Consider the following 17,266-nt stretch of genomic DNA (forward strand, 5'->3'; position numbering starts at 1 on the left):
AAGACAAGATAGAAAACAACGTTTGGAGATAATCACGATGCAAACAATCAAGACCCGGCTTCTGGTATCCAGCGCGCTTTGTGCGCTCAGCACGAGCGCGCTTGCACAATCGAGCGTCACGCTGTACGGCATCGTCGATACGGGCGTCGAATACGTATCGCATGCGAACGCCGCGGGCGGACACGTGTTTCGCATGCCCGCCGTGACAGGCGAGCTGCCTTCGCGTTGGGGCCTGCGCGGCGTGGAAGATCTCGGCGGTGGCTATAGCGCGATCTTCACGCTCGAGAGCGGCTTCAACGTTCGCGACGGCAGTTCGGGGCAGGGCGGGCGGCTCTTCGGACGGCAGGCTTTTGTCGGCCTTAAGGGGGCTTACGGCACGCTCGCATTCGGACGGCAATACACGATGACCTATCTCGCGCTGCAAGGCGCGGACATCATCGGCCCCGACATCTACGGCATGGGTTCGCTCGACGCCTATGTGCCCAATGCGCGTGCCGACAATTCGGTCACCTATCTCGGCACATACAAGGGCTTCACGCTCGGCGCGGGCTATTCGTTCGGCCGCGATTCGGCGGGCACCGGCAATTCGCCGGGACAGGGTACGTGCGCGGGCTCGGTCGCGGGTCATCCGACCGAATGTCGCGACTGGTCCGTGATGCTCAAGTACGACGCGCCGAACTTCGGCGTCGCGGCATCGTATGAAGAGCAGCGCGGCGGCACCAGTGCGCAGGCCAATTTCTTCGACGGCATCGCGCCCACGCCGCTTGCCAATGGCGCGGACAAGGACGCGCGCACTCATGTCAGCGCGTACGCGCAATACGCGGGCGCGAAGCTCGGCGCCGGCTGGCTGGGCCGGCGGGTGGTGACGGATTCGCCGGCGGTGCCGAACGTGCGCTCGGACCTTTTCTTCGTCGGTGCGTCGTATTTCGTCACGCCCGCGTTCATCGTCGACGGAGAAGTGTTCCGCATCATCAACAGCGCGCACGACTCGCGCGCGACGATGGGCACCTTGCGCACCACGTATCTGCTGAGCAAGCGCTCGTCCGTCTACGCGCAGGCCGCCTACCTCGCAAACAGCACGAAGGCGCGCTATTCGGTGAGCGGCGGCGGTGGCGGCACCACGCCCGCCGCCGGCATGGGGCAGACCGGCGTGATGGTCGGCATCAAGCACTCGTTCTAGGAGACATCGAATGAACAGGTCGGTGATTGCAGTGTGCGTGTCGGCCACGCTGGGCGCTTGCGGCGGCGGCTCGGGGGACAACCTGTCGGCACTCCCGCAACTGAGCGCGGCCCAGCCGGCGGCGCTCGCTGGAAGCTGTGCGACATTGGCCGCCAAATTGGCGTTCGCGAACACGACGTTCAGTTCCGTGCAGGACGTGCCCGCCGGAACGCTGACGGTGGCGGGCAAACCTGTCGCCGAACACTGTCTCGTGCAGGGGCAGATGAACCAGCGCGTGAGCGCGGTCGACGGCAAGACTTATGCGATCGGCTTCGAAATGCGTCTGCCGATTGCATGGAACGGGCGCTTCTTTTATCAGGCCAATGGCGGGCTGGATGGCAACGTCGTCACGGCGACGGGCGAGATAGGCGGGGGCGGCCCGCTCAACGACGCGCTGAACATGGGATTTGCCGTGATCAGTTCCGACGCGGGGCACTCGTCGTCGCAGAATCCGCTTTTCGGCCTTGATCCGCAGGCGCGGATCGACTACGGCTATAACGCGGTCGCCACCTTGACGCCGATGGCCAAGCAGGTGATTCGCACTGCCTATGGCAAGGCGCCGGATCGCAGCTATTTCGAGGGATGCTCGAACGGCGGACGCCACGCGATGGTAGCGGCGGCCAGGTCGTCGGCGGAATACGACGGCATCATTGCAGGCGATCCGGGATTCCATTTGCCGAAGGCGGCCATCGGCGAAATGTGGGGCGCACAGCAGTTCGCGAAGGTTGCGACCGCAACGACCGCGAATGGGTTGCCCGACATCAAGACCGGCTTCACGACCGCCGAGCGGCAACTGGTCGCCTCGCGAATTCTCGCGAAATGCGACGCGCTGGATGGCGCCGCCGACGGCATGGTGCAGGACATCAAGGCCTGCCAGGCGAATTTCAGCCTTGCCGCCGACGTACCGACCTGCACGGGCAACGTGCGCGACGGCACGTGCCTGACCACGGCGCAAAAGGATGCGATCGGCAACGTGTTCTCGGGCGCGCGCAATAGCGCGGGCACGGCGCTTTACGCGAGCTTTCCGTACGATGCCGGCGTGAGCGGCGCGGGCTGGGCACAGTGGAAGCAAAGCAATTCGATCACGCTCGATCCCGCCGCGGCTGCCTTCACGTTCACCACGCCGCCGCAAAGCGCGTCGCTGCTCGCGCAGTTGTCGTCGTACGCGCTCAACTTCAGCATGGACACCGACGCGCCGAAAATCTTCGCGACGAGCGGCGCCTACACGGAATCGTCGTGGTCCTTCATGACGCCGCCGGACGAAACGAATCTCAGCGCACTCAAGCAACGCGGCGCGAAGCTCATGGTGTATCACGGCACGAGCGACCCGGTGTTCTCGTCGAATGACACGACCGACTGGTATCAACGCCTGATGGCGGCCAATGGCGGCGACGCGAGCAATTTCGCGCGGCTCTATACGGTTGCGGGCATGAACCATTGTTCGGGCGGCCCGGCGGCCGACCAGTTCGACATGCTGACGCCAATGGTCGCGTGGGTGGAGCAGGGCAAGGCGCCCGATAGCGTGATCGCGACCGCACGCGACGCGAGCAATGCGATACCGAACAGCGAAGTGCCGGCGGATTGGGGGGCGGGCCGCACGCGGCCGCTGTGTCCTTATCCGAAAGTGGCGCGCTACAAGGGCGGCGACGTGAACTCGGCCGCGAGTTTTTCGTGTAGTTGATCCTTGAGCGCCCCGCCGGTGTCGACTTGGCAAAGAGTCGACACCGGCGCAGCACTCGAAGTTCGGATCACTGCTGCTCGTACCACGAGTAAGTCGCGAGGGTGCTGACTGCGGGCGTGCCGATCTGCAAGGTGATGTCGCGCAGCGAAGTGAGCTCGATGTTGCGCAGATCGCCCATGTAGCGCCGCGAGTCGCCGTTGTCGTTGATGTACGCCACCACGTTGCCGGTGATGCCCGCGACGTTCGTGCTGGAGAGCGGCTGCCCCCAGATGTCGAAGAACTGGCCCAGCGTGAAGGTTTTCAGGGTCGGCGTTTCGATGTGAATGATGCCGGTCTGGTCGTGCGTGTGCATCTCGTAGTTGCACTGCGAAAGAATGCCCACGTTGGCCGGCAAAGCGAGCCACTGGCCGTCCTTGACGATCGCGAGATGCGCGTGCACGTGGTAAAGCTCGGCCATGCCGGCGGCGCAGATCAAGCCGTCGACCGCGCCGCCGGTGCCGCCCGTCGACGTATTGCCGTTCGGCCAGTACGCCGTGCCCACCACGCCGCCGTAAGTGAGCGTGACGGGATTCGGGTCGAAGGGCGGCGGATCGGTCCACGTATAAGTGGGAATCTGCGTGAGCGGCGTGCCGACCATGATGGTGACCTCGCCATGCGGCGGCAGCACGAGGCTCGCCGGGTCGCCGGTGTATTTCGACAGCGTGCCGCCGTCGTTCACATAGATCGTCACCGGCGATCCGCTCAGGCCGGCGACATTCGAGGCGCCAAGCGTTTCACCCCAGATCGCGAAGAACTGACCGAGCGTGTACGACGCGCCGGTCGTCGTATCCATATGGATCTTGCCGCTCGCATCCACCGTGTGAAGCGGATAGGAGCAGCCGGTCTGCGCGGCCATGGTCGGCGCCACGGCGCCGATGTTGGCCGGCACCGCGAGCTGGCGCCCGTTCTGGTAGATGGACAGATGCGTATACGTATATGCCTTGCTCGGCAGCGCGCAGTTCAGCCCGCTGACAGGCTGGCCGAGGCCGCCCGACGCTGTCGAGCCCGTGGGCCAGTTGGAATCGCCCAGCGCGGTGCCGTCGACCACGGGGGTTGCGGCGGCCAGCGTGGGTGCTGTCGCGTTCGTGCCCGAGCCGGCCGGCGCCGCGGCGCCCGCGCCGTTGGCGCCGATGTTCGACGCGCCGCCGCCTCCGCCGCCGCAGCCGGAAAGAATCAGTAAGGCGCCGATCAGGGCGAATCGCAAATCCAGCCGTTCCAACATCGCGTGCTCCATGGCCGTGGTTGAAAATGAATACGAATCCGGCAGAGGCAGCGTAGCAGATGCATTTGTGGAATAAACCGATTGAATAACAACGTTTTGCGACTTTTTATGTCGCATTCTGGGGTGTCCGGAGAAATCGGCACGCGATTTAACCGACCTGCATCGTGGAATCGGGCGGCACTGTAAAATGCGGCTGCCGCCGCACTGTGCTGGCGTCGAACCTCCCGTCAGCGATGCGTGTCGATCTCTTTACCCTCTATCTCCTCATCATCGGAACGCTTCTCGCCAGTTCCGGCATGACGCTATGGGAGCACCGAAGTCATCCGCGGCGCAGCCGGGAGTTGAGCGTGCTGGCCGCGGGCTATGCGACGCTCGCCATCGGTTGCGCGGCGGCCATGTTTCGCCGCGAGCTGCCCGGCGCGTGGGGCTCCGCGCTCAGCAATCTGGTCATTCTGACGGGTTACCTGCTCGTCCTGCATGGCGTGGCGCTGCTAAGCCGCCGGCAATATCGGGCCGCGTCTGTCGGGCTCCTCGTTGTCATGGCGCTGACGTGGGCGGTGGGCAGCGCGCGCTGGGAGAGCACGATCTGGGCGTATGTCAGCGCGATCCCGATCGCGCTGGCGAGCGGCATGACGTCGCGCGAACTGTTGCGCGGCGACGACTTGAAGGCGTTGCCCTCGCGCTATATCGCGGTCGCCGTGACGGGCATTCATGCGCTCACGTATGCGTTCCGGGCACTCGCGCTGCCGTGGCTCGCGGCACGGTACGGCAACGGCCTGTTGCTGGTCTCGAGCGTCGTCACCATGTATGAGGGCGTGCTGTATTCGGTCGTCCTGCCGATGACGCTGCTCAAGCTCATCCGCGAGGAAACCCATGGGCAACTGCTGCAGCAATCGCAAACCGACTATCTGACCGGCCTCGGCAATCGCAGGTGGTTCTTCGAACAAGGCGAGCGCGTGATCGGCGAGGGTGGCAAAAGCCGGCCCTTGTCGCTGCTCGCGCTGGATCTGGACCGCTTCAAGAAGCTCAACGACCGCTACGGTCACAAGACCGGCGACGAAGTGCTCAAGTCTTTCGCGGAAGTGGCTCGCGGCGCGGTGGGACACGACGCGGTGCTGGCGCGCATCGGCGGAGAAGAGTTCGCGGCGCTCTTGCCTCGCCATGACGCAGCGCGCGCGCAAGCGGTGGGCGAGATGATCGTCGCGCGCTTCGCGCAGACCGTTTCGCACCGCGTGGACGGCGACGACATTCAGGCGACGGTCAGCATCGGCCTCGCGCATTCGGCTGACGCCGCAGAGTCGCTTGCCGAATTGCTGGCCGCCGCGGACGAGGCGCTCTATCGCGCCAAGTCGCTGGGCGGCAACCGCGTCGAAGGCGCGCACAAGGCCGTGAGCCTCAAGCTCGTCAAATAGCGCGTGTTACGCCGCGGCGAGCGCACTGCGCGAGCGCCGCGCCGCGCGAAACAGCACAGACAGCATGCGTTTCGGGTTCGCTGCACGGACAGGCGTCAGCTCGCCGCCTGATTGCGCCGCAACCATTCGTCGAGACCGATGCGACCGAGGCGCGCCTCGCCGAGCGGCACGAGCGAGCGCTCGTCGACGCGGCCGCCGAAGTAGAGCGCCTCGGAGTCGCGCACCACCTCGCGTGGGTCGCCAACCGACTTCAGGTAGCGGGCGACGATCTCGTCGAACGGCGCGCGCTCCGGTCCCGCGATTTCCACGATGCCGTTGCGTGGCGCAGCGAGCGCGACGTCCGCAACGAAGGCGGCGACGTCGTCCGCCGCAATGGGCTGGAACGAGCCGGGCGAGAGGTGGATCGCGTTGCCTTGCACGCTGGACGCCGCGATGCCGCCGAGAAATTCCATGAACTGCGTCGAGCGGATGATGGTGTACGGAATGCCCGATGCCTCGACCAGTTTCTCCTGCGCGACTTTGGCGCGGAAATAGCCGTTTTCCGGCGTGCGGTCGGTGCCCACGATGGAAAGCGCGACATGATGCCCGACGCCCGCCGCGCGCTCTGCCTGATGCAGGTTGCGCCCGGAAGTCTCGAAGAATTCGAGCACGGCCTTGTCTTCGAACGACGGCGAATTGGCAAGGTCGACCACCACTTGCGCGCCGGCCAGCGCGTCAGCGAGTCCTTCGCCGGTGAGCGTGTTGACGCCGCTTTTCGGCGACGCGGCGAGCACCTCGTGCCCGGCGTTGCGCAGAATGGCGTGCGTCTTCGAGCCGATCAGGCCGGTGCCGCCGATAATGACGATCTTCATGGTCCACTCCGAGTGTCGTTGGCGGCATGTGCCGCATGAAGTCAATGGTAGGCGGGCGCGGCGTGCCGCGGTAGGCGTCCGCGCCGGCTCACCATGTTGCCTTGCCGACACCAATCGCCCCACTTGTCATTCGACTGCCGATAACTCCGGGGCCGCCGCCGTTGTCGTCGTAGCGAGGCAGTGCAGATTCATGGCGCGCGTCGCTTCAGTCATGTAGTCGACGAATACGCGGATGCGGGCAGGCAGATGCTTGCGGCTCAAATAGCAGATGTAGTGGCCGCTATCGTCCGGCGCGTGTTGGCCGAGGCAGCTCACGAGGCGCCGCTCGCCGAGCAGATCGCACACCTGATAGGCAGGCACCTGCGCGATGCCCACGCCGTCGAGCACCGCTTGCAGAATCAGATCCGCGTCGTTGAACGTATGCTGCGCCGCGGGTTGATGCCGCTGCGTATGGCCGTCCACCTTGAACTCCCACTCCTTGATGCGCCCGGAGGCCATGCGAAAGTTGATGCAGCGATGCTGCGCCAGTTCGTCGATGCGGCGCGGCAAACCGTGCCTGCGCGCATAGGCCGGCGACGCGCAGACGATCATCTGCATCGCGATCAGTTGCCGCGCGACGATGCCGCTGTCTTCCATCCGGCCTTCGCGAAACGACACGTCGACGCGGTCGCTCGTGAAGTCCGCGGGGCGCTCGTTCAGCAGCAGTTCGAGCGTGATGCCGGGAAAGCGCGAGTGAAAACCGCGCAAGAGGGGCGCAACGATCCGGCGGCCGAAGCCGGACGTCGATGCAATCCGCAGATGCCCGCGCGGCGGCCCGCTGCGCAGCTCGCGCATGCCGTCGAGCGCCTCCACGATACGCTCGACGCCCGGCTGGCAGCGCTCGTAGAACAGTTCGCCTTCGCGCGTGAGCGACGTGCTGCGCGTGGTGCGCAGGAAAAGACGCACCTCGAGCTGCGCCTCGAGTTTCTGCACATTGCGGCTCACCGACGAACGGCCGATGCCCAGCCGGTCGCCCGCGCGCGCGAAACTGCCTTCGTCCGCGACGGCCAGAAACGAGATGACGCCGGCATACGTGGTCGCAAAGCTGCTGGCGAATGGGTCGTGAGGATCGTGAGGGTCGTGGGGAGCCTGACTCCCGGTGACGAGCGAGGGTGGGGGCGGGCGGTGATCTGGCATGCGGGCACGAGTGTTCCAGTTCAAAACCGGCTAGACGTATCAGTCGCGCCGTTTGTGACATGCCCGGCCGCCCATGCGCGGGATGCGTGCAGGCATCGGGCGGCAGGCAGCGTTCGGCCGCGCCGCGCCGCATCGGGCGGGGCCGCGTCAGGCGTTGGCGTAGGCCGCGGCGATGCGCGCGAGCTTGTCGGGATTGCGCTGCGCCAGAATGCGCACAATGCGCTCGTTGTCCGTTTCGAACGACAGTGCGGATTCGAGCGTGCCTTCGATAAAGCGCAACAGCGCCCACTCGCCGTTGAGCAGTGTGAGCCTGACCTGAACCTGGCTGCCGTAACGCCGCGAGCCGGCGTAGAAGAGCTGCGCGATGCGCCGGCCGCCCTCCATCGGTTTGGCCACGCTCGGCACCTTGCCGCCGCCGTCGCCGATCAGCAGGGCGTCTTCCGCAAGCAGGGCATGGATTGAAGGAAAATCGCCGCGCTCGACAGCCTGCGCGAACATCCGCAGCAGCCGATGGTGCGTCTCACGCGGCACGACATGGCGTGGCCGTTCGTCGCGCAATTGCGCTTTGGCGCGGCTCACCAGCTGACGGCAGGCCGCCTCGGTCTTGCCGATCGCCGCGGCGACTTCGTCGTAATCGGCGTCGAAGACTTCGCGCAACAGGAAGGCCGCGCGCGCCTCGGGCGTCAGACGCTCCAGCAACAGCAGAAACGCCACGGAAACGTCGTCGCTGTGCTCGACGGCTTCCTCGGGAGTGGCGGGCGAGCCGCTCAGCTGCGGTTCCGGCAGCCACGTGCCCGTGTAGTGCTCGCGCTGCGTTTTCGCGGCGCGCAAGCGGTCGATGGCCACCCGCGTCGTCACCGCGACGAGCCATGCTTCGGCGTTATCGATCGTTTCACGGGACGCCGCGTGCCAGCGCAGCCAGACATCCTGCACGATGTCTTCCGCTTCGGCCACCGAGCCGAGCATGCGATAGGCGATCTTCTGCAAGCGCGGGCGAAGGCTGTTGAAGGCGCGCGCGTCGTCGTCCATGGACAAGTTTCCTGTTGCGTGAGCAGATGTCTCGCTCGAAGCCGAGGCAGAGGCCGAAGCCGACACCCGCATATTGCCATGGACCACGGCGCGTCTTGCCGCCGCCGGCGAAATCATTCGGGCGCCGGCTCGGCCTCCTTCGCCGACCAACTGACGCTCGAGACGCCTCTTTCCATGCTGATGCGACTGGCGACCTGCTCGATGCGCGCCTGATCCTTCGGATGCGTCCGGCAAGTCGCGGTGACCTGCACGCGCGGCGGCTGACCATCGCAGTCCTGACTCGTCAGACTCTGAAACGACAAGGGCTCCGAGTACATCGCGTTCGACAGCACCGCGCGAATGTGCACCTCGTCGGCTTCGCGACACACCACCGACAGCTCGTAATCGCGCACCACGTCCGCGTTCGCGACCGGCGCGGCATTGATCGCGCGGCTGAGCTCGCGCAGCACGGTATTGGTGGCGAGCACGACCAGCGTTCCCGCGACGGCGGGTGCGAAGTAGCCCGTGCCCGACAGCACGCCGACAGCCGCGGCACACCATAGCGTGGCCGCCGTGTTGATGCCTTGTATGGAACCCTTGTCGCGCATGATCACGCCGCCGCCCAGAAAGCCGACGCCGGACACCACATAGGCGGCGATCTGCGTGATGCCGTTGCCCATCAGCATTCCTAATGAAACGAACAGGCATGCGCCGCTCGTCACGAGCGTGATGGTGCGCAGGCCGGCCGTGCGTTGCCGCAGTTGCCGCTCGACGCCGATGGCGACGCCGCAGCCAAACGCGAAGAGAAGCCGCCAGACGAATTCGAGAGTCATGTGCAGTCCGGTGAAAAAAGCATTCATAAGCAAAAGGCGGACGAGTGCGCCGCCTGCAAGGGCGGTCAGCGTGACATGGATGTGTGTCAGGCAATTGACACGAGCCTCGCTGCATGGGCAGCGCCTGCGCATCGGCCGGCGCGGGCTATCGTGCAGGCGCGCACGGGCACCGCCGCCAGTCGAAGCTCGCAACGCATGGGCCGTGCGGACGCGACGAAACCGCATCCACATGGCGCTGATCGAGGTGCACGGAAAGTTTGCTGCGATGCGCACCGTTTGCCTGGCGGCAAGACGGCGGCTTGGGAAGAAGCGCGGGCGTCCTGCCGTTCAGGCGGCGAAACAACTGGATGATCGACTACTGCTGGTTTCCAAGGCAGGGCCCCGTTTTCGAAGAACGTCGAGATTGTAGATAGGCCGGTTGAGCCAAGTCAACCGGAATTGATAAGCAGAGCAAACGTCATCGGGTTGAAAGCTGGCTGCTGCCGCCGTCTCACGAACCGGATCAGGCTAGCGCGATCACCGCGATTTCGACCAGCAATTCCGGCGCGGCCAGTGAGGCTTGCACGGTTGCTCGCGTGGGCGCGCAGCCTTGCGGAACCCACGCATCCCAGACTTCGTTCATGCCGGCGAAATCGCGCGCGATGTCCGCGAGCCAGACTTGCGCGGAGACGAGCCGGGTCTTGTCGATACCGGCCTTGTCCAGAAAGCCGTCGATTTTCTCCAGCACTTTTGCGGTCTGGATTTTCACGTCGGGCGCGTGATCCGCGGAAGTCTGGCCGCCGATAAAGACGAGGCCGCCCGCCTTGACGACACGGCTCATGCGTTGATTGGTTTCGATGCGAACGATATCGGTCATGACAATCTCTCAGGTTGAGGTCGAAGGAAGCCGCCGCGCGCTCACGAAGACGGCGCGACGCGGCAGAACAGGGTCAAAGTTAATGCGCGACGAGATGCCCGGCGTGCGCGCCCGCGGAGGCGGCATGGCGCGCGAAACGGTCGATCGCAAACGCATCGAGCGAAAGGCTCGTGGTGCCGTCGAGCATCAGTTCGGACACGAGCTTGCCGCAGCCCGGGCCGAGCTGAAAGCCGCTGCCGCAATAGCCGAACGAGTAGTACAGATTCGACGCCTTGCGGCTTGCGGAAATGACGGGCAGTTCGTCTTCGGTGAAGGCTTCGACGCCGGCCCACGCGCGGTTCACGCCGAGATGGCGCAGATGCGGAAAGAGATCCGTGACCGTGCGCGCGCTGCGCACGAGCCGCACGAAATCCACTTCGCCGTGACGGTTGGCGAGATCCGCGATACCGATCAGCTTTCCGCCGATCACCACCGTGCCGTTGTCGAACTGCTTGAACGACAGCGGTCTGCCGGTGGCGCCGAGCGTTGCCCGGCAGAACGGCGCGACGCGATGCGTGACCATCAGCATCAAACCTTCCGGATGCACGGGCACGGGCTCGCCGACCTGCTTCGCGAGTTCGCCGGACCACGCGCCCGCGGTGACGAGCAGCTTGTGCGCGCTGAACGTGCCGCGCGGCGTGAGCGCGAACCAGCGCGTGCCGCGCTGTTCGATGCGGCGCACGCCCGTGCCTTCCAGAAAACGCGCACCGAGCCGTTCGGCGGCGAGTCGAAATGCCGTGGTGGTCCGATAGGGCAGCGCATAGCCGTCGCGCTCCACCCAGATGCCGCCCGTGACATGGCGCGCAAGCGCGGGTTCGAGTTCGAGCACGGTTTCGCGGTCGATCAGCGTCTCGTGCGTGAAGCCGTGCGATTGCAGCAGCGCGACACGCTCACGGCAGGCGGCGAGCTCGTCGTCGGTTTCGGCGATCTTGAGCTGGCCGGAGGCCACAAAGCCGCCGTCCTCGCCGAGCAGATCGGTCATGCCGTGCCAGATTTCACGCGACATCAGCGCAAGCGGAATTTCAGGCAGCGGGCGCCCGAGCGTGCGCACGCCGCCCGCATTCACCCCCGACGAATGACGCGCGACGTAGTCGGCTTCGAGCACGATGACCTTTGCACCGCGGCGCGCGAGATGAAACGCGCTGCTCGTGCCGTGCAGCCCGCCGCCGACCACCAGCACGTCGGCTTCCTGGATGGCGGTCGTGTCATTCACCGGCGAGTTCTCCGAGCGTGAGCGGTTTGATCGGCGGACGGATGCGGTAGTAGCCGACCTCGGCGGGTGAGACGCGCCGCGCGTCCGCGATCACTTCCGTGACCGTGAGACCGCACATGCGGCCCTGGCACGGCCCCATGCCGCAGCGTCCGAACGACTTGGCCTGGTTCGGCCCGACGCAGCCGAGCCCGACGAACTTGCGCAGTTCGCCGGCGGTGACTTCCTCGCAACGGCACACAATGGTTTCGTCGCCCGGAATGCGGTTGACGTCGCGCGGACGATAGAGGCTGTCGAGAAACGGCCGGATGCGCATGACGCCCGCGAGCGCGCGCCGGTGCGCGGCGGCTTCGGCATCGCGGGTTGCCGCAGTGAGCGCGCCCAGTTGCGCGGCGACCGCGAGGCCCGCGAGCGTGCCCTGCAACGCCGCTGCCTGGGCGCCGCCAATGCCCGCGCCGTCGCCCGCGACAAAAATGCCGGGCACATCCAGCTCGCCCCACGCATCGAGTTGCGGCGTGAAGCAGAGCTGCGCGTCGTCCCAGCGGTGCGCCGCGCGCAGTGCCTGCGTGAACTGCGTGTTCGGCACCACGCCCTGATGCAGCAGGATCACATCCGCTTCGAGGCGATGCGCTTTGCCTTGCGTCGTGAAATGCAGCGCGGCGGCGCGCTCCACGCGGTCGGCGCCCACGCTTGCCTCGACGCGCAGATCGTCGGCGGCTTCGAAGATCGGCACGCCTGCGTCGCGCAGCGTCCGAATCAGTTGCAGGCCTTTGCTGAGGAACGGCCACGCGCGCAGCGCCGAAAGCATGTGGCGCTTGGCGCGCCAGCGATCCTCGTGCCGCGTGGTGTCGACGAGCGCGCGAATCGGCACGCCGGCGCGTACGTATTGCCAGCCGAGCAGGTAGAGCAGCGGCCCGCAGCCGGCCAGCACGGGCGGCGCGGCGGGCACTTCGCCGGCGCTCTTCAGGAGGATTTGCGCGGCGCCCGCGGTCAGCACGCCCGGCAGCGTCCAGCCCGGAATCGGAAAGGGCCGCTCCAGCGCGCCGCTCGCGAGAATTACGCGTTGCGCGTCGAAGCTGCCGATCTTGCCGTCCTTCAGATAATTGACGCCGCGCTCGCGCGTGACCTGCCAGACGGTCGCGTTGGTCAGATGACGCGCGCCGGATGCGGCGAACGCGTCGGCGATCGCGGCGCCCGCCGCGTAATCGGGACCGAGAATCTCCTTGCGGCGCGCATCGGCGCGGCCAATCGCGCGATAGATCTGGCCGCCCACGGCGTCCTGTTCGTCGATCAGCACGGTCTTCAGGCCCGCGCGCGCGGCGCGCGTCGCCGCGCTCATGCCGGCGGGACCGGCGCCGACCACGACCACGTCGACGGCTTCGGTTGCGAAATCAGCGGCCATGAACGTTCTCCTGCAGGGCGTCCGCGAGGTTGGTGGGCGGCAGGTCGCGTGCGCCTTCCTGCGAGCGGATGCGCATGCCGGCCTTGACTTCGACCATGCAGGCCTGGCGGCTCGGCACGCCGTCAATCTCGACGAGACACTCGAAGCAGGCGCCCATCATGCAGAACGGCGCGCGCGGTGCGCCGGAGACCGGCGTCGCGCGAAACCGCGCGATGCCCGCGGCGAGCAGAGCGGCTGCCACCGAGCGGCCGCCGGGCACGGAAAGCGGCCGGTCGTTGAACCAGATGGCGACGTTCGCCGCGCTCGCGCCTTGCGCGCCCGGCAGCGGTTTGAACAGTGTGTGAGCCGGCGTGTCAGTCGATCGGATAGTCATGTCGGGTTCAATGAGCAAGAGTCAATTCCGTTGCACGCTCGAAGCGTTGCGCGGAGAAGGTGGGCAGTTCGTCGGGCATGCGCGCGCCCATGATCCACGGCGCGACGCGCAGCGCGTGCGCGGCGGCGAGCGTCACGCCGCTGTGGCACGTGACCACGAATGCGCCAGGATGCGCTTGCGACTGGTCGTAGATGGGAAAGCCGTCGGGGCTGTAGACGCGCAGCGCCGCCCACATGCGCACGAGCCGCACGTGTCGCAGCATCGGGAACGCGCGCACGCCGCGCCGGGCGATGTCGGCCAGCACGTGCGTCGTGGTGAAATCGTCGAAGCCGACTTCTTCCATCGAATCGCCGAACTGCACGGTGCCTTCGTCGGTCTGGCGCACGTTGAGCGTGGGGTAGTGAAGGAACGGCGCGACGCGCTCGCTCACGAGCACCTGCCCGCGATTGGGCGCGACCGGCGCGTTCAGTCCGACGAACGGCGCGAGCGCGCGATTGCCGAGTCCCGCGGCGAGCACGACTTTCGCAGCGCGATACGTGCCGAGTTTGCCGCGCACCATGAAGCCGTGCCCCTGCGGCTCGATACCGAGCGCCCGTTCCGCCGACACGAGCCGCACGCCGCGCGCCTGCATCGCCGTGTGCAGCGCGCGCAGCAGCTTGAGCGGATTCACGTGGCCGTCCATCGGCGTATAGCTCGCGCCGATCACGGCGGGCCCGATCTGCGGAATGCGCGCGCGCACGTCGGCGGCATCGAGCATCTGGAACGGGTAGTCGCCCAGTTCCGCGCGCAAGGTGGAGAGGCGCTTCTCGCGCTCGGCGAGTTCGTCGTCGCTGAAGCAGAAATGGAAACCGCCGGGCTGTTTGAGCGCTACGTCGATGGCCGATTCATCGAGCAGTGCCTGCGCGAACTGGGGCCAGCGCGTCGCCGAGCTGCGCGACCACCGTGCATACGGCGACAGGCCGTAGCCTTTGCCCTGAATCCACACGAGGCCGAAATTGCCGCGCGAGGCGCGAAAGCCGCCGTCGTCCTCGTCGAGCACGGTCACGCGTGCGCCTTCGCGGGCGAGTCCGTAGGCGACGGCGGAACCGACGAGGCCGCCGCCCACCACGATCACATCCGCGAGCGCGCCGGAGTCGGCGGTGCGTGAAAGCGTCATTGGGCTTCTCCGATCAGAATACGGTCGAGTCCGACCATGCGGTCGAGCAGGACCATCAGCAGGACCGTGCCGACGATCAGCACCGCCGACACCGAGGCGACGAGCGGGTCGATGGTCTGCGCGATCTGGTTGTACATGGCGACGGGCAGGGTGGTGGTGCCGGGCGTCGCGACGAAAATGGTCATGGTCAGTTCGTCGAAACTCTGGATGAACGAGAGCACCCAGCCGCCCGCGACGCCGGTGCGGATCATCGGCAGCACGACGCGGCGAAAGGCCGTGAAGCGGCTCGCGCCACATGAGAGCGCGGCGCGCTCTGCATCCCGATCGAGCCCGACGGCCGACGAGAGCGCGAGACGCAGCGCATACGGCAGCACGATGACCACGTGCGCGCAGACGAGCGACCAGAACGATCCCGACAGATGCAGCAGCGACAGAAAACGCAGGAACGCGATGCCGAGCACGACGGCGGGGATCATCATCGGCGAGAGAAAGAAGCTCGTGAGCGCGGCGCGGCCCGGGAAACGATAGCGCGCAATGGCGAGCGCGGCGGGCACCGCGAGCAGCACGCCGATGGTCGCCGCGGCGAAGGCAAGCCGCACCGACAGCCAGAACGCCGCGACGATGTCGCCGTTCTCGAGGATCGCGCGGAACCAGCGCAGCGAGGCGCCGTCGAAGGGCATCGAAATAAAGCCCTTGTCGGTGAACGCGACGAGCATCACGACCACGAGCGGCGCGAGAATGAAGCTCAGGAAGAACGCGTTATAGATGAGGCCGGCCATGCCGTTCTGTTTCATTTCGCTCTCCTTCGCTTAATCGAAGATGTGTCGGAAGCGGCGTTCGGCGAGACGGTTGCAGCCCATCACGATCGCGACGTTGGCGATCAGCAGCAGTACCGCGATGCTCGCGCCGAGCGGCCAGTTGAGCGTGCCGAGGAACTCGTCGTAGGCGGCGGTGGCCACCACTTTCAGGCGCCGTCCGCCGATCAGCGCAGGCGTGGCGAACGCCGACGCCGACAGCGCGAACACGATGATCGAACCCGACAGCACGCCTGGCATGATCTGCGGCAGCACCACGCGGCGGAACACCGCGAACGGCGAGCCGCCCAGCGAGCGGCCGGCCCATTCCACCTGCGGGTCGAGCTTTTGCATGGTCGCCCAGACCGACATCACCATGAAGGGCACCAATACGTGCGTGAGCGCGATGATCATGCCGGTCATCGTGAAGACGAGACGGATGGGCTCGTCGATGATGTGCAGCGACTGCAGCACATTGTTGAGCACGCCGTTGTTGCCGAGCAGAATATGCCAGCCGAGCGTGCGCACCACGACCGAAATCAGCAGCGGTCCGAGCACGATCAGCAGGCACAGCGACTGCCATGGGCGCTTCATGCGCGCGAGCACGATGGTCTCCGGCACGCCGAGCACGATCGACAGCAGCGTCACGGCGAAGGCGAGCCCCGCCGTGCGCAGAAAGATCGTGCCGTAGTACGGGTCGCTCACCACCTGCCAGTAGTTTGTGAGCGTGTAGGCGGACGTGACGCCCGCGGTGTCGCTGAACACGCGGAACGACAGCATCAACGTGAGCAGAAGCGGCACCAGCAGCAGGCCGGCGAAAAGCAGCAGCGCAGGTCCCGACAGCAGCCATGGCGCGGCGCCGGGGCGGTCGTCGTCAAGCGTGGCCATGCGCGCCCTCCCGGCCGTCTTGCGTGAGCACGCGCAGGTCGTCGTCGGTCCATGCGAGGCCGACTTCGTGGCCTTCGGCGGGCGGCGGCGCGCCGAGGTTCGGCTGTGCGACGCGCAGTTTGCCGAGTTCGGTCTCCACTTCGAGCAGCCATTGATTGCCGACGAACACCCGCGTCGCGATGCGCCCGCGCACGCGGGCATCGCCATTGGCGAGATGCACTTTTTCCGGGCGAATATAGACGTGCACTGCGCCGTCCACCTCGCGGCCTTCATGCGGTACATGCAGCGTCTTGCCCGCGACGGCGACTTCGGCGCAGCGCGGATTGCGGCGCAGCACTTCGCCGGTCAGCGTGTTGGTGCGGCCGAGAAAGGTCGACGCGAACGGCGTGGCGGGGCGTTCGTAGGCATCGTAGGGCGTGCTCAGTTGCGCGATGACGCCGCGATGCATGACGGCGATGCGGTCGCTCATCGTCATCGCCTCGACCTGATCGTGCGTGACGAGAATCGTCGTGATGCCGAGACGCTTCTGGATCGCGCGCAGCTCAATGTGCATTTCCTCGCGCAGCTTGGCGTCGAGGTTCGACATCGGCTCGTCGAGCAGCAGCAGTTCGGGTTCCATGGCGATGGCGCGCGCAATCGCCACGCGCTGGCGCTGGCCGCCCGACAGCTCCTTCGGATAGCGATGCCCGAGGCCCTTCAGGCGCACGAGCGAGAGCGCTTCGGCGACGCGCTCCTCGCGTTCCTGGCGCTTCACCTTGCGCATTTCCAGCCCGAAGCCGACGTTGCCCGCCACCGTCATGTGGGGGAACAGCGCGTAGCTTTGGAACACCACGCCGATGCCGCGCTTCTCCGGGCGTTCGTTCGTGATGTCGCGGCCGTCGAGCAGGATCCGGCCCGTGGTCGGCGAGACGAAACCGGCCACCATCTGCAGCGTGGTGGTCTTGCCGCAGCCGGACGGGCCGAGCAGCGCGAGCAGCTCGCCGCGTTCGACGTCGAGATCGAGCTGCTCGATTGCCGTGAAATCGCCGTAGCGTTTCGAAATGCCTTGCAGCGTCAGGAAAGCCATGCGCCTTGCTCCTTCATCGGATCGCGCGCCGCGCGAGAAAC

The 17,266-nt window shown here is 66.4% G+C and carries 16 protein-coding genes; 3 read left to right on the plus strand and 13 right to left on the minus strand.

Features of this window, described 5'->3' with window-relative positions; genetic code table 11:
* Window positions 1-37: 37 nt before the first annotated feature.
* A complete protein-coding gene (locus ACEN8U_RS06205) occupies window positions 38-1,180 on the plus strand; it encodes a porin (RefSeq protein WP_310108132.1) in 1,143 nt (380 codons plus the stop codon).
* A 10-nt stretch (window positions 1,181-1,190) separates the two neighbouring features.
* Window positions 1,191-2,900 carry a tannase/feruloyl esterase family alpha/beta hydrolase gene (locus tag ACEN8U_RS06210; RefSeq protein WP_310108130.1) on the plus strand — a complete coding sequence of 570 codons (1,710 nt, stop codon included), beginning with the start codon at window positions 1,191-1,193 and terminating at the stop codon, window positions 2,898-2,900.
* Window positions 2,901-2,967: 67 nt separating this feature from the next.
* Here the strand turns inward: ACEN8U_RS06210 and ACEN8U_RS06215 are convergent, their stop codons facing one another.
* Window positions 2,968-4,161 (minus strand): hypothetical protein, encoded by a 1,194-nt coding sequence (locus tag ACEN8U_RS06215; RefSeq protein WP_310108128.1) that lies wholly within the window; start codon window positions 4,159-4,161, stop codon window positions 2,968-2,970.
* Window positions 4,162-4,394: 233 nt separating this feature from the next.
* On the opposite strand from ACEN8U_RS06215, the gene ACEN8U_RS06220 reads away from it, so the two are divergent.
* Complete coding sequence (locus ACEN8U_RS06220) at window positions 4,395-5,573, plus strand: GGDEF domain-containing protein (RefSeq protein ID WP_310108126.1); 1,179 nt, start codon at window positions 4,395-4,397, stop codon at window positions 5,571-5,573.
* 95 nt (window positions 5,574-5,668) lie between these two features.
* On the opposite strand, the gene ACEN8U_RS06225 is transcribed toward ACEN8U_RS06220, so the two are convergent.
* The 12 genes from ACEN8U_RS06225 to ACEN8U_RS06280 all read right to left on the minus strand — a co-directional run bounded on the left by ACEN8U_RS06225 (window position 5,669) and on the right by ACEN8U_RS06280 (window position 17,225).
* Complete coding sequence (locus ACEN8U_RS06225) at window positions 5,669-6,424, minus strand: SDR family oxidoreductase (protein WP_310108124.1); 756 nt, start codon at window positions 6,422-6,424, stop codon at window positions 5,669-5,671.
* Between the two features lie 126 nt (window positions 6,425-6,550).
* Window positions 6,551-7,600 (minus strand): LysR family transcriptional regulator, encoded by a 1,050-nt coding sequence (locus ACEN8U_RS06230; RefSeq protein WP_310108122.1) that lies wholly within the window; start codon window positions 7,598-7,600, stop codon window positions 6,551-6,553.
* A gap of 147 nt (window positions 7,601-7,747) precedes the next feature.
* The gene (locus ACEN8U_RS06235) at window positions 7,748-8,629 is read right to left on the minus strand and encodes an RNA polymerase sigma-70 factor (protein ID WP_310108121.1); all 882 of its coding nucleotides are present in this window, start codon (window positions 8,627-8,629) and stop codon (window positions 7,748-7,750) included.
* A gap of 113 nt (window positions 8,630-8,742) precedes the next feature.
* Entirely contained in the window at window positions 8,743-9,441 is a 699-nt protein-coding gene (locus ACEN8U_RS06240) for an MgtC/SapB family protein (RefSeq protein ID WP_310108119.1), read from the minus strand.
* Window positions 9,442-9,943: 502 nt separating this feature from the next.
* Window positions 9,944-10,297, minus strand: coding sequence for a RidA family protein (locus ACEN8U_RS06245; protein ID WP_013590428.1), 354 nt, complete (start codon window positions 10,295-10,297; stop codon window positions 9,944-9,946).
* Between the two features lie 79 nt (window positions 10,298-10,376).
* Window positions 10,377-11,549 (minus strand): FAD-binding oxidoreductase, encoded by a 1,173-nt coding sequence (locus ACEN8U_RS06250; RefSeq protein WP_310108117.1) that lies wholly within the window; start codon window positions 11,547-11,549, stop codon window positions 10,377-10,379.
* Window positions 11,542-12,948, minus strand: a complete 1,407-nt coding sequence (locus ACEN8U_RS06255) for an NAD(P)/FAD-dependent oxidoreductase (RefSeq protein WP_310108115.1) — start codon at window positions 12,946-12,948, stop codon at window positions 11,542-11,544. The genes ACEN8U_RS06250 and ACEN8U_RS06255 overlap by 8 nt, the downstream gene beginning before the upstream one ends.
* Window positions 12,938-13,321: a (2Fe-2S)-binding protein gene (locus ACEN8U_RS06260; RefSeq protein WP_310108114.1), complete on the minus strand. Its 384-nt coding sequence runs from the start codon at window positions 13,319-13,321 to the stop codon at window positions 12,938-12,940. The genes ACEN8U_RS06255 and ACEN8U_RS06260 overlap by 11 nt, the downstream gene beginning before the upstream one ends.
* A gap of 7 nt (window positions 13,322-13,328) precedes the next feature.
* Window positions 13,329-14,477: an FAD-dependent oxidoreductase gene (locus ACEN8U_RS06265; protein ID WP_310108112.1), complete on the minus strand. Its 1,149-nt coding sequence runs from the start codon at window positions 14,475-14,477 to the stop codon at window positions 13,329-13,331.
* Window positions 14,474-15,271: an ABC transporter permease gene (locus ACEN8U_RS06270; RefSeq protein ID WP_013590423.1), complete on the minus strand. Its 798-nt coding sequence runs from the start codon at window positions 15,269-15,271 to the stop codon at window positions 14,474-14,476. Before ACEN8U_RS06270 ends, ACEN8U_RS06265 begins: the two co-directional genes overlap by 4 nt.
* A 15-nt stretch (window positions 15,272-15,286) precedes the next feature.
* Window positions 15,287-16,159, minus strand: coding sequence for an ABC transporter permease (locus ACEN8U_RS06275; RefSeq protein ID WP_310108110.1), 873 nt, complete (start codon window positions 16,157-16,159; stop codon window positions 15,287-15,289).
* Window positions 16,146-17,225 (minus strand): ABC transporter ATP-binding protein, encoded by a 1,080-nt coding sequence (locus tag ACEN8U_RS06280; RefSeq protein ID WP_310108108.1) that lies wholly within the window; start codon window positions 17,223-17,225, stop codon window positions 16,146-16,148. Before ACEN8U_RS06280 ends, ACEN8U_RS06275 begins: the two co-directional genes overlap by 14 nt.
* Window positions 17,226-17,266 lie beyond the last annotated feature (41 nt).

This window comes from Paraburkholderia phenoliruptrix, from assembly GCF_047325075.1.
Lineage (GTDB): Bacteria > Pseudomonadota > Gammaproteobacteria > Burkholderiales > Burkholderiaceae > Paraburkholderia > Paraburkholderia phenoliruptrix.

What these genes read in the sequence shown, in the direction of transcription:
- ACEN8U_RS06275 (WP_310108110.1), bottom strand. Translation starts at nt 16,159, where the DNA reads ATGGCCACGCTTGACGACGACCGCCCCGGCGCCGCGCCATGGCTGCTG.
- ACEN8U_RS06225 (WP_310108124.1), bottom strand. Translation starts at nt 6,424, where the DNA reads ATGAAGATCGTCATTATCGGCGGCACCGGCCTGATCGGCTCGAAGACG.
- ACEN8U_RS06230 (WP_310108122.1), bottom strand. Translation starts at nt 7,600, where the DNA reads ATGCCAGATCACCGCCCGCCCCCACCCTCGCTCGTCACCGGGAGTCAG.
- ACEN8U_RS06220 (WP_310108126.1), top strand. Translation starts at nt 4,395, where the DNA reads ATGCGTGTCGATCTCTTTACCCTCTATCTCCTCATCATCGGAACGCTT.
- ACEN8U_RS06235 (WP_310108121.1), bottom strand. Translation starts at nt 8,629, where the DNA reads ATGGACGACGACGCGCGCGCCTTCAACAGCCTTCGCCCGCGCTTGCAG.
- ACEN8U_RS06215 (WP_310108128.1), bottom strand. Translation starts at nt 4,161, where the DNA reads ATGTTGGAACGGCTGGATTTGCGATTCGCCCTGATCGGCGCCTTACTG.
- ACEN8U_RS06255 (WP_310108115.1), bottom strand. Translation starts at nt 12,948, where the DNA reads ATGGCCGCTGATTTCGCAACCGAAGCCGTCGACGTGGTCGTGGTCGGC.
- ACEN8U_RS06210 (WP_310108130.1), top strand. Translation starts at nt 1,191, where the DNA reads ATGAACAGGTCGGTGATTGCAGTGTGCGTGTCGGCCACGCTGGGCGCT.
- ACEN8U_RS06205 (WP_310108132.1), top strand. Translation starts at nt 38, where the DNA reads ATGCAAACAATCAAGACCCGGCTTCTGGTATCCAGCGCGCTTTGTGCG.
- ACEN8U_RS06240 (WP_310108119.1), bottom strand. Translation starts at nt 9,441, where the DNA reads ATGACTCTCGAATTCGTCTGGCGGCTTCTCTTCGCGTTTGGCTGCGGC.
- ACEN8U_RS06270 (WP_013590423.1), bottom strand. Translation starts at nt 15,271, where the DNA reads ATGAAACAGAACGGCATGGCCGGCCTCATCTATAACGCGTTCTTCCTG.
- ACEN8U_RS06280 (WP_310108108.1), bottom strand. Translation starts at nt 17,225, where the DNA reads ATGGCTTTCCTGACGCTGCAAGGCATTTCGAAACGCTACGGCGATTTC.
- ACEN8U_RS06260 (WP_310108114.1), bottom strand. Translation starts at nt 13,321, where the DNA reads ATGACTATCCGATCGACTGACACGCCGGCTCACACACTGTTCAAACCG.
- ACEN8U_RS06245 (WP_013590428.1), bottom strand. Translation starts at nt 10,297, where the DNA reads ATGACCGATATCGTTCGCATCGAAACCAATCAACGCATGAGCCGTGTC.
- ACEN8U_RS06265 (WP_310108112.1), bottom strand. Translation starts at nt 14,477, where the DNA reads ATGACGCTTTCACGCACCGCCGACTCCGGCGCGCTCGCGGATGTGATC.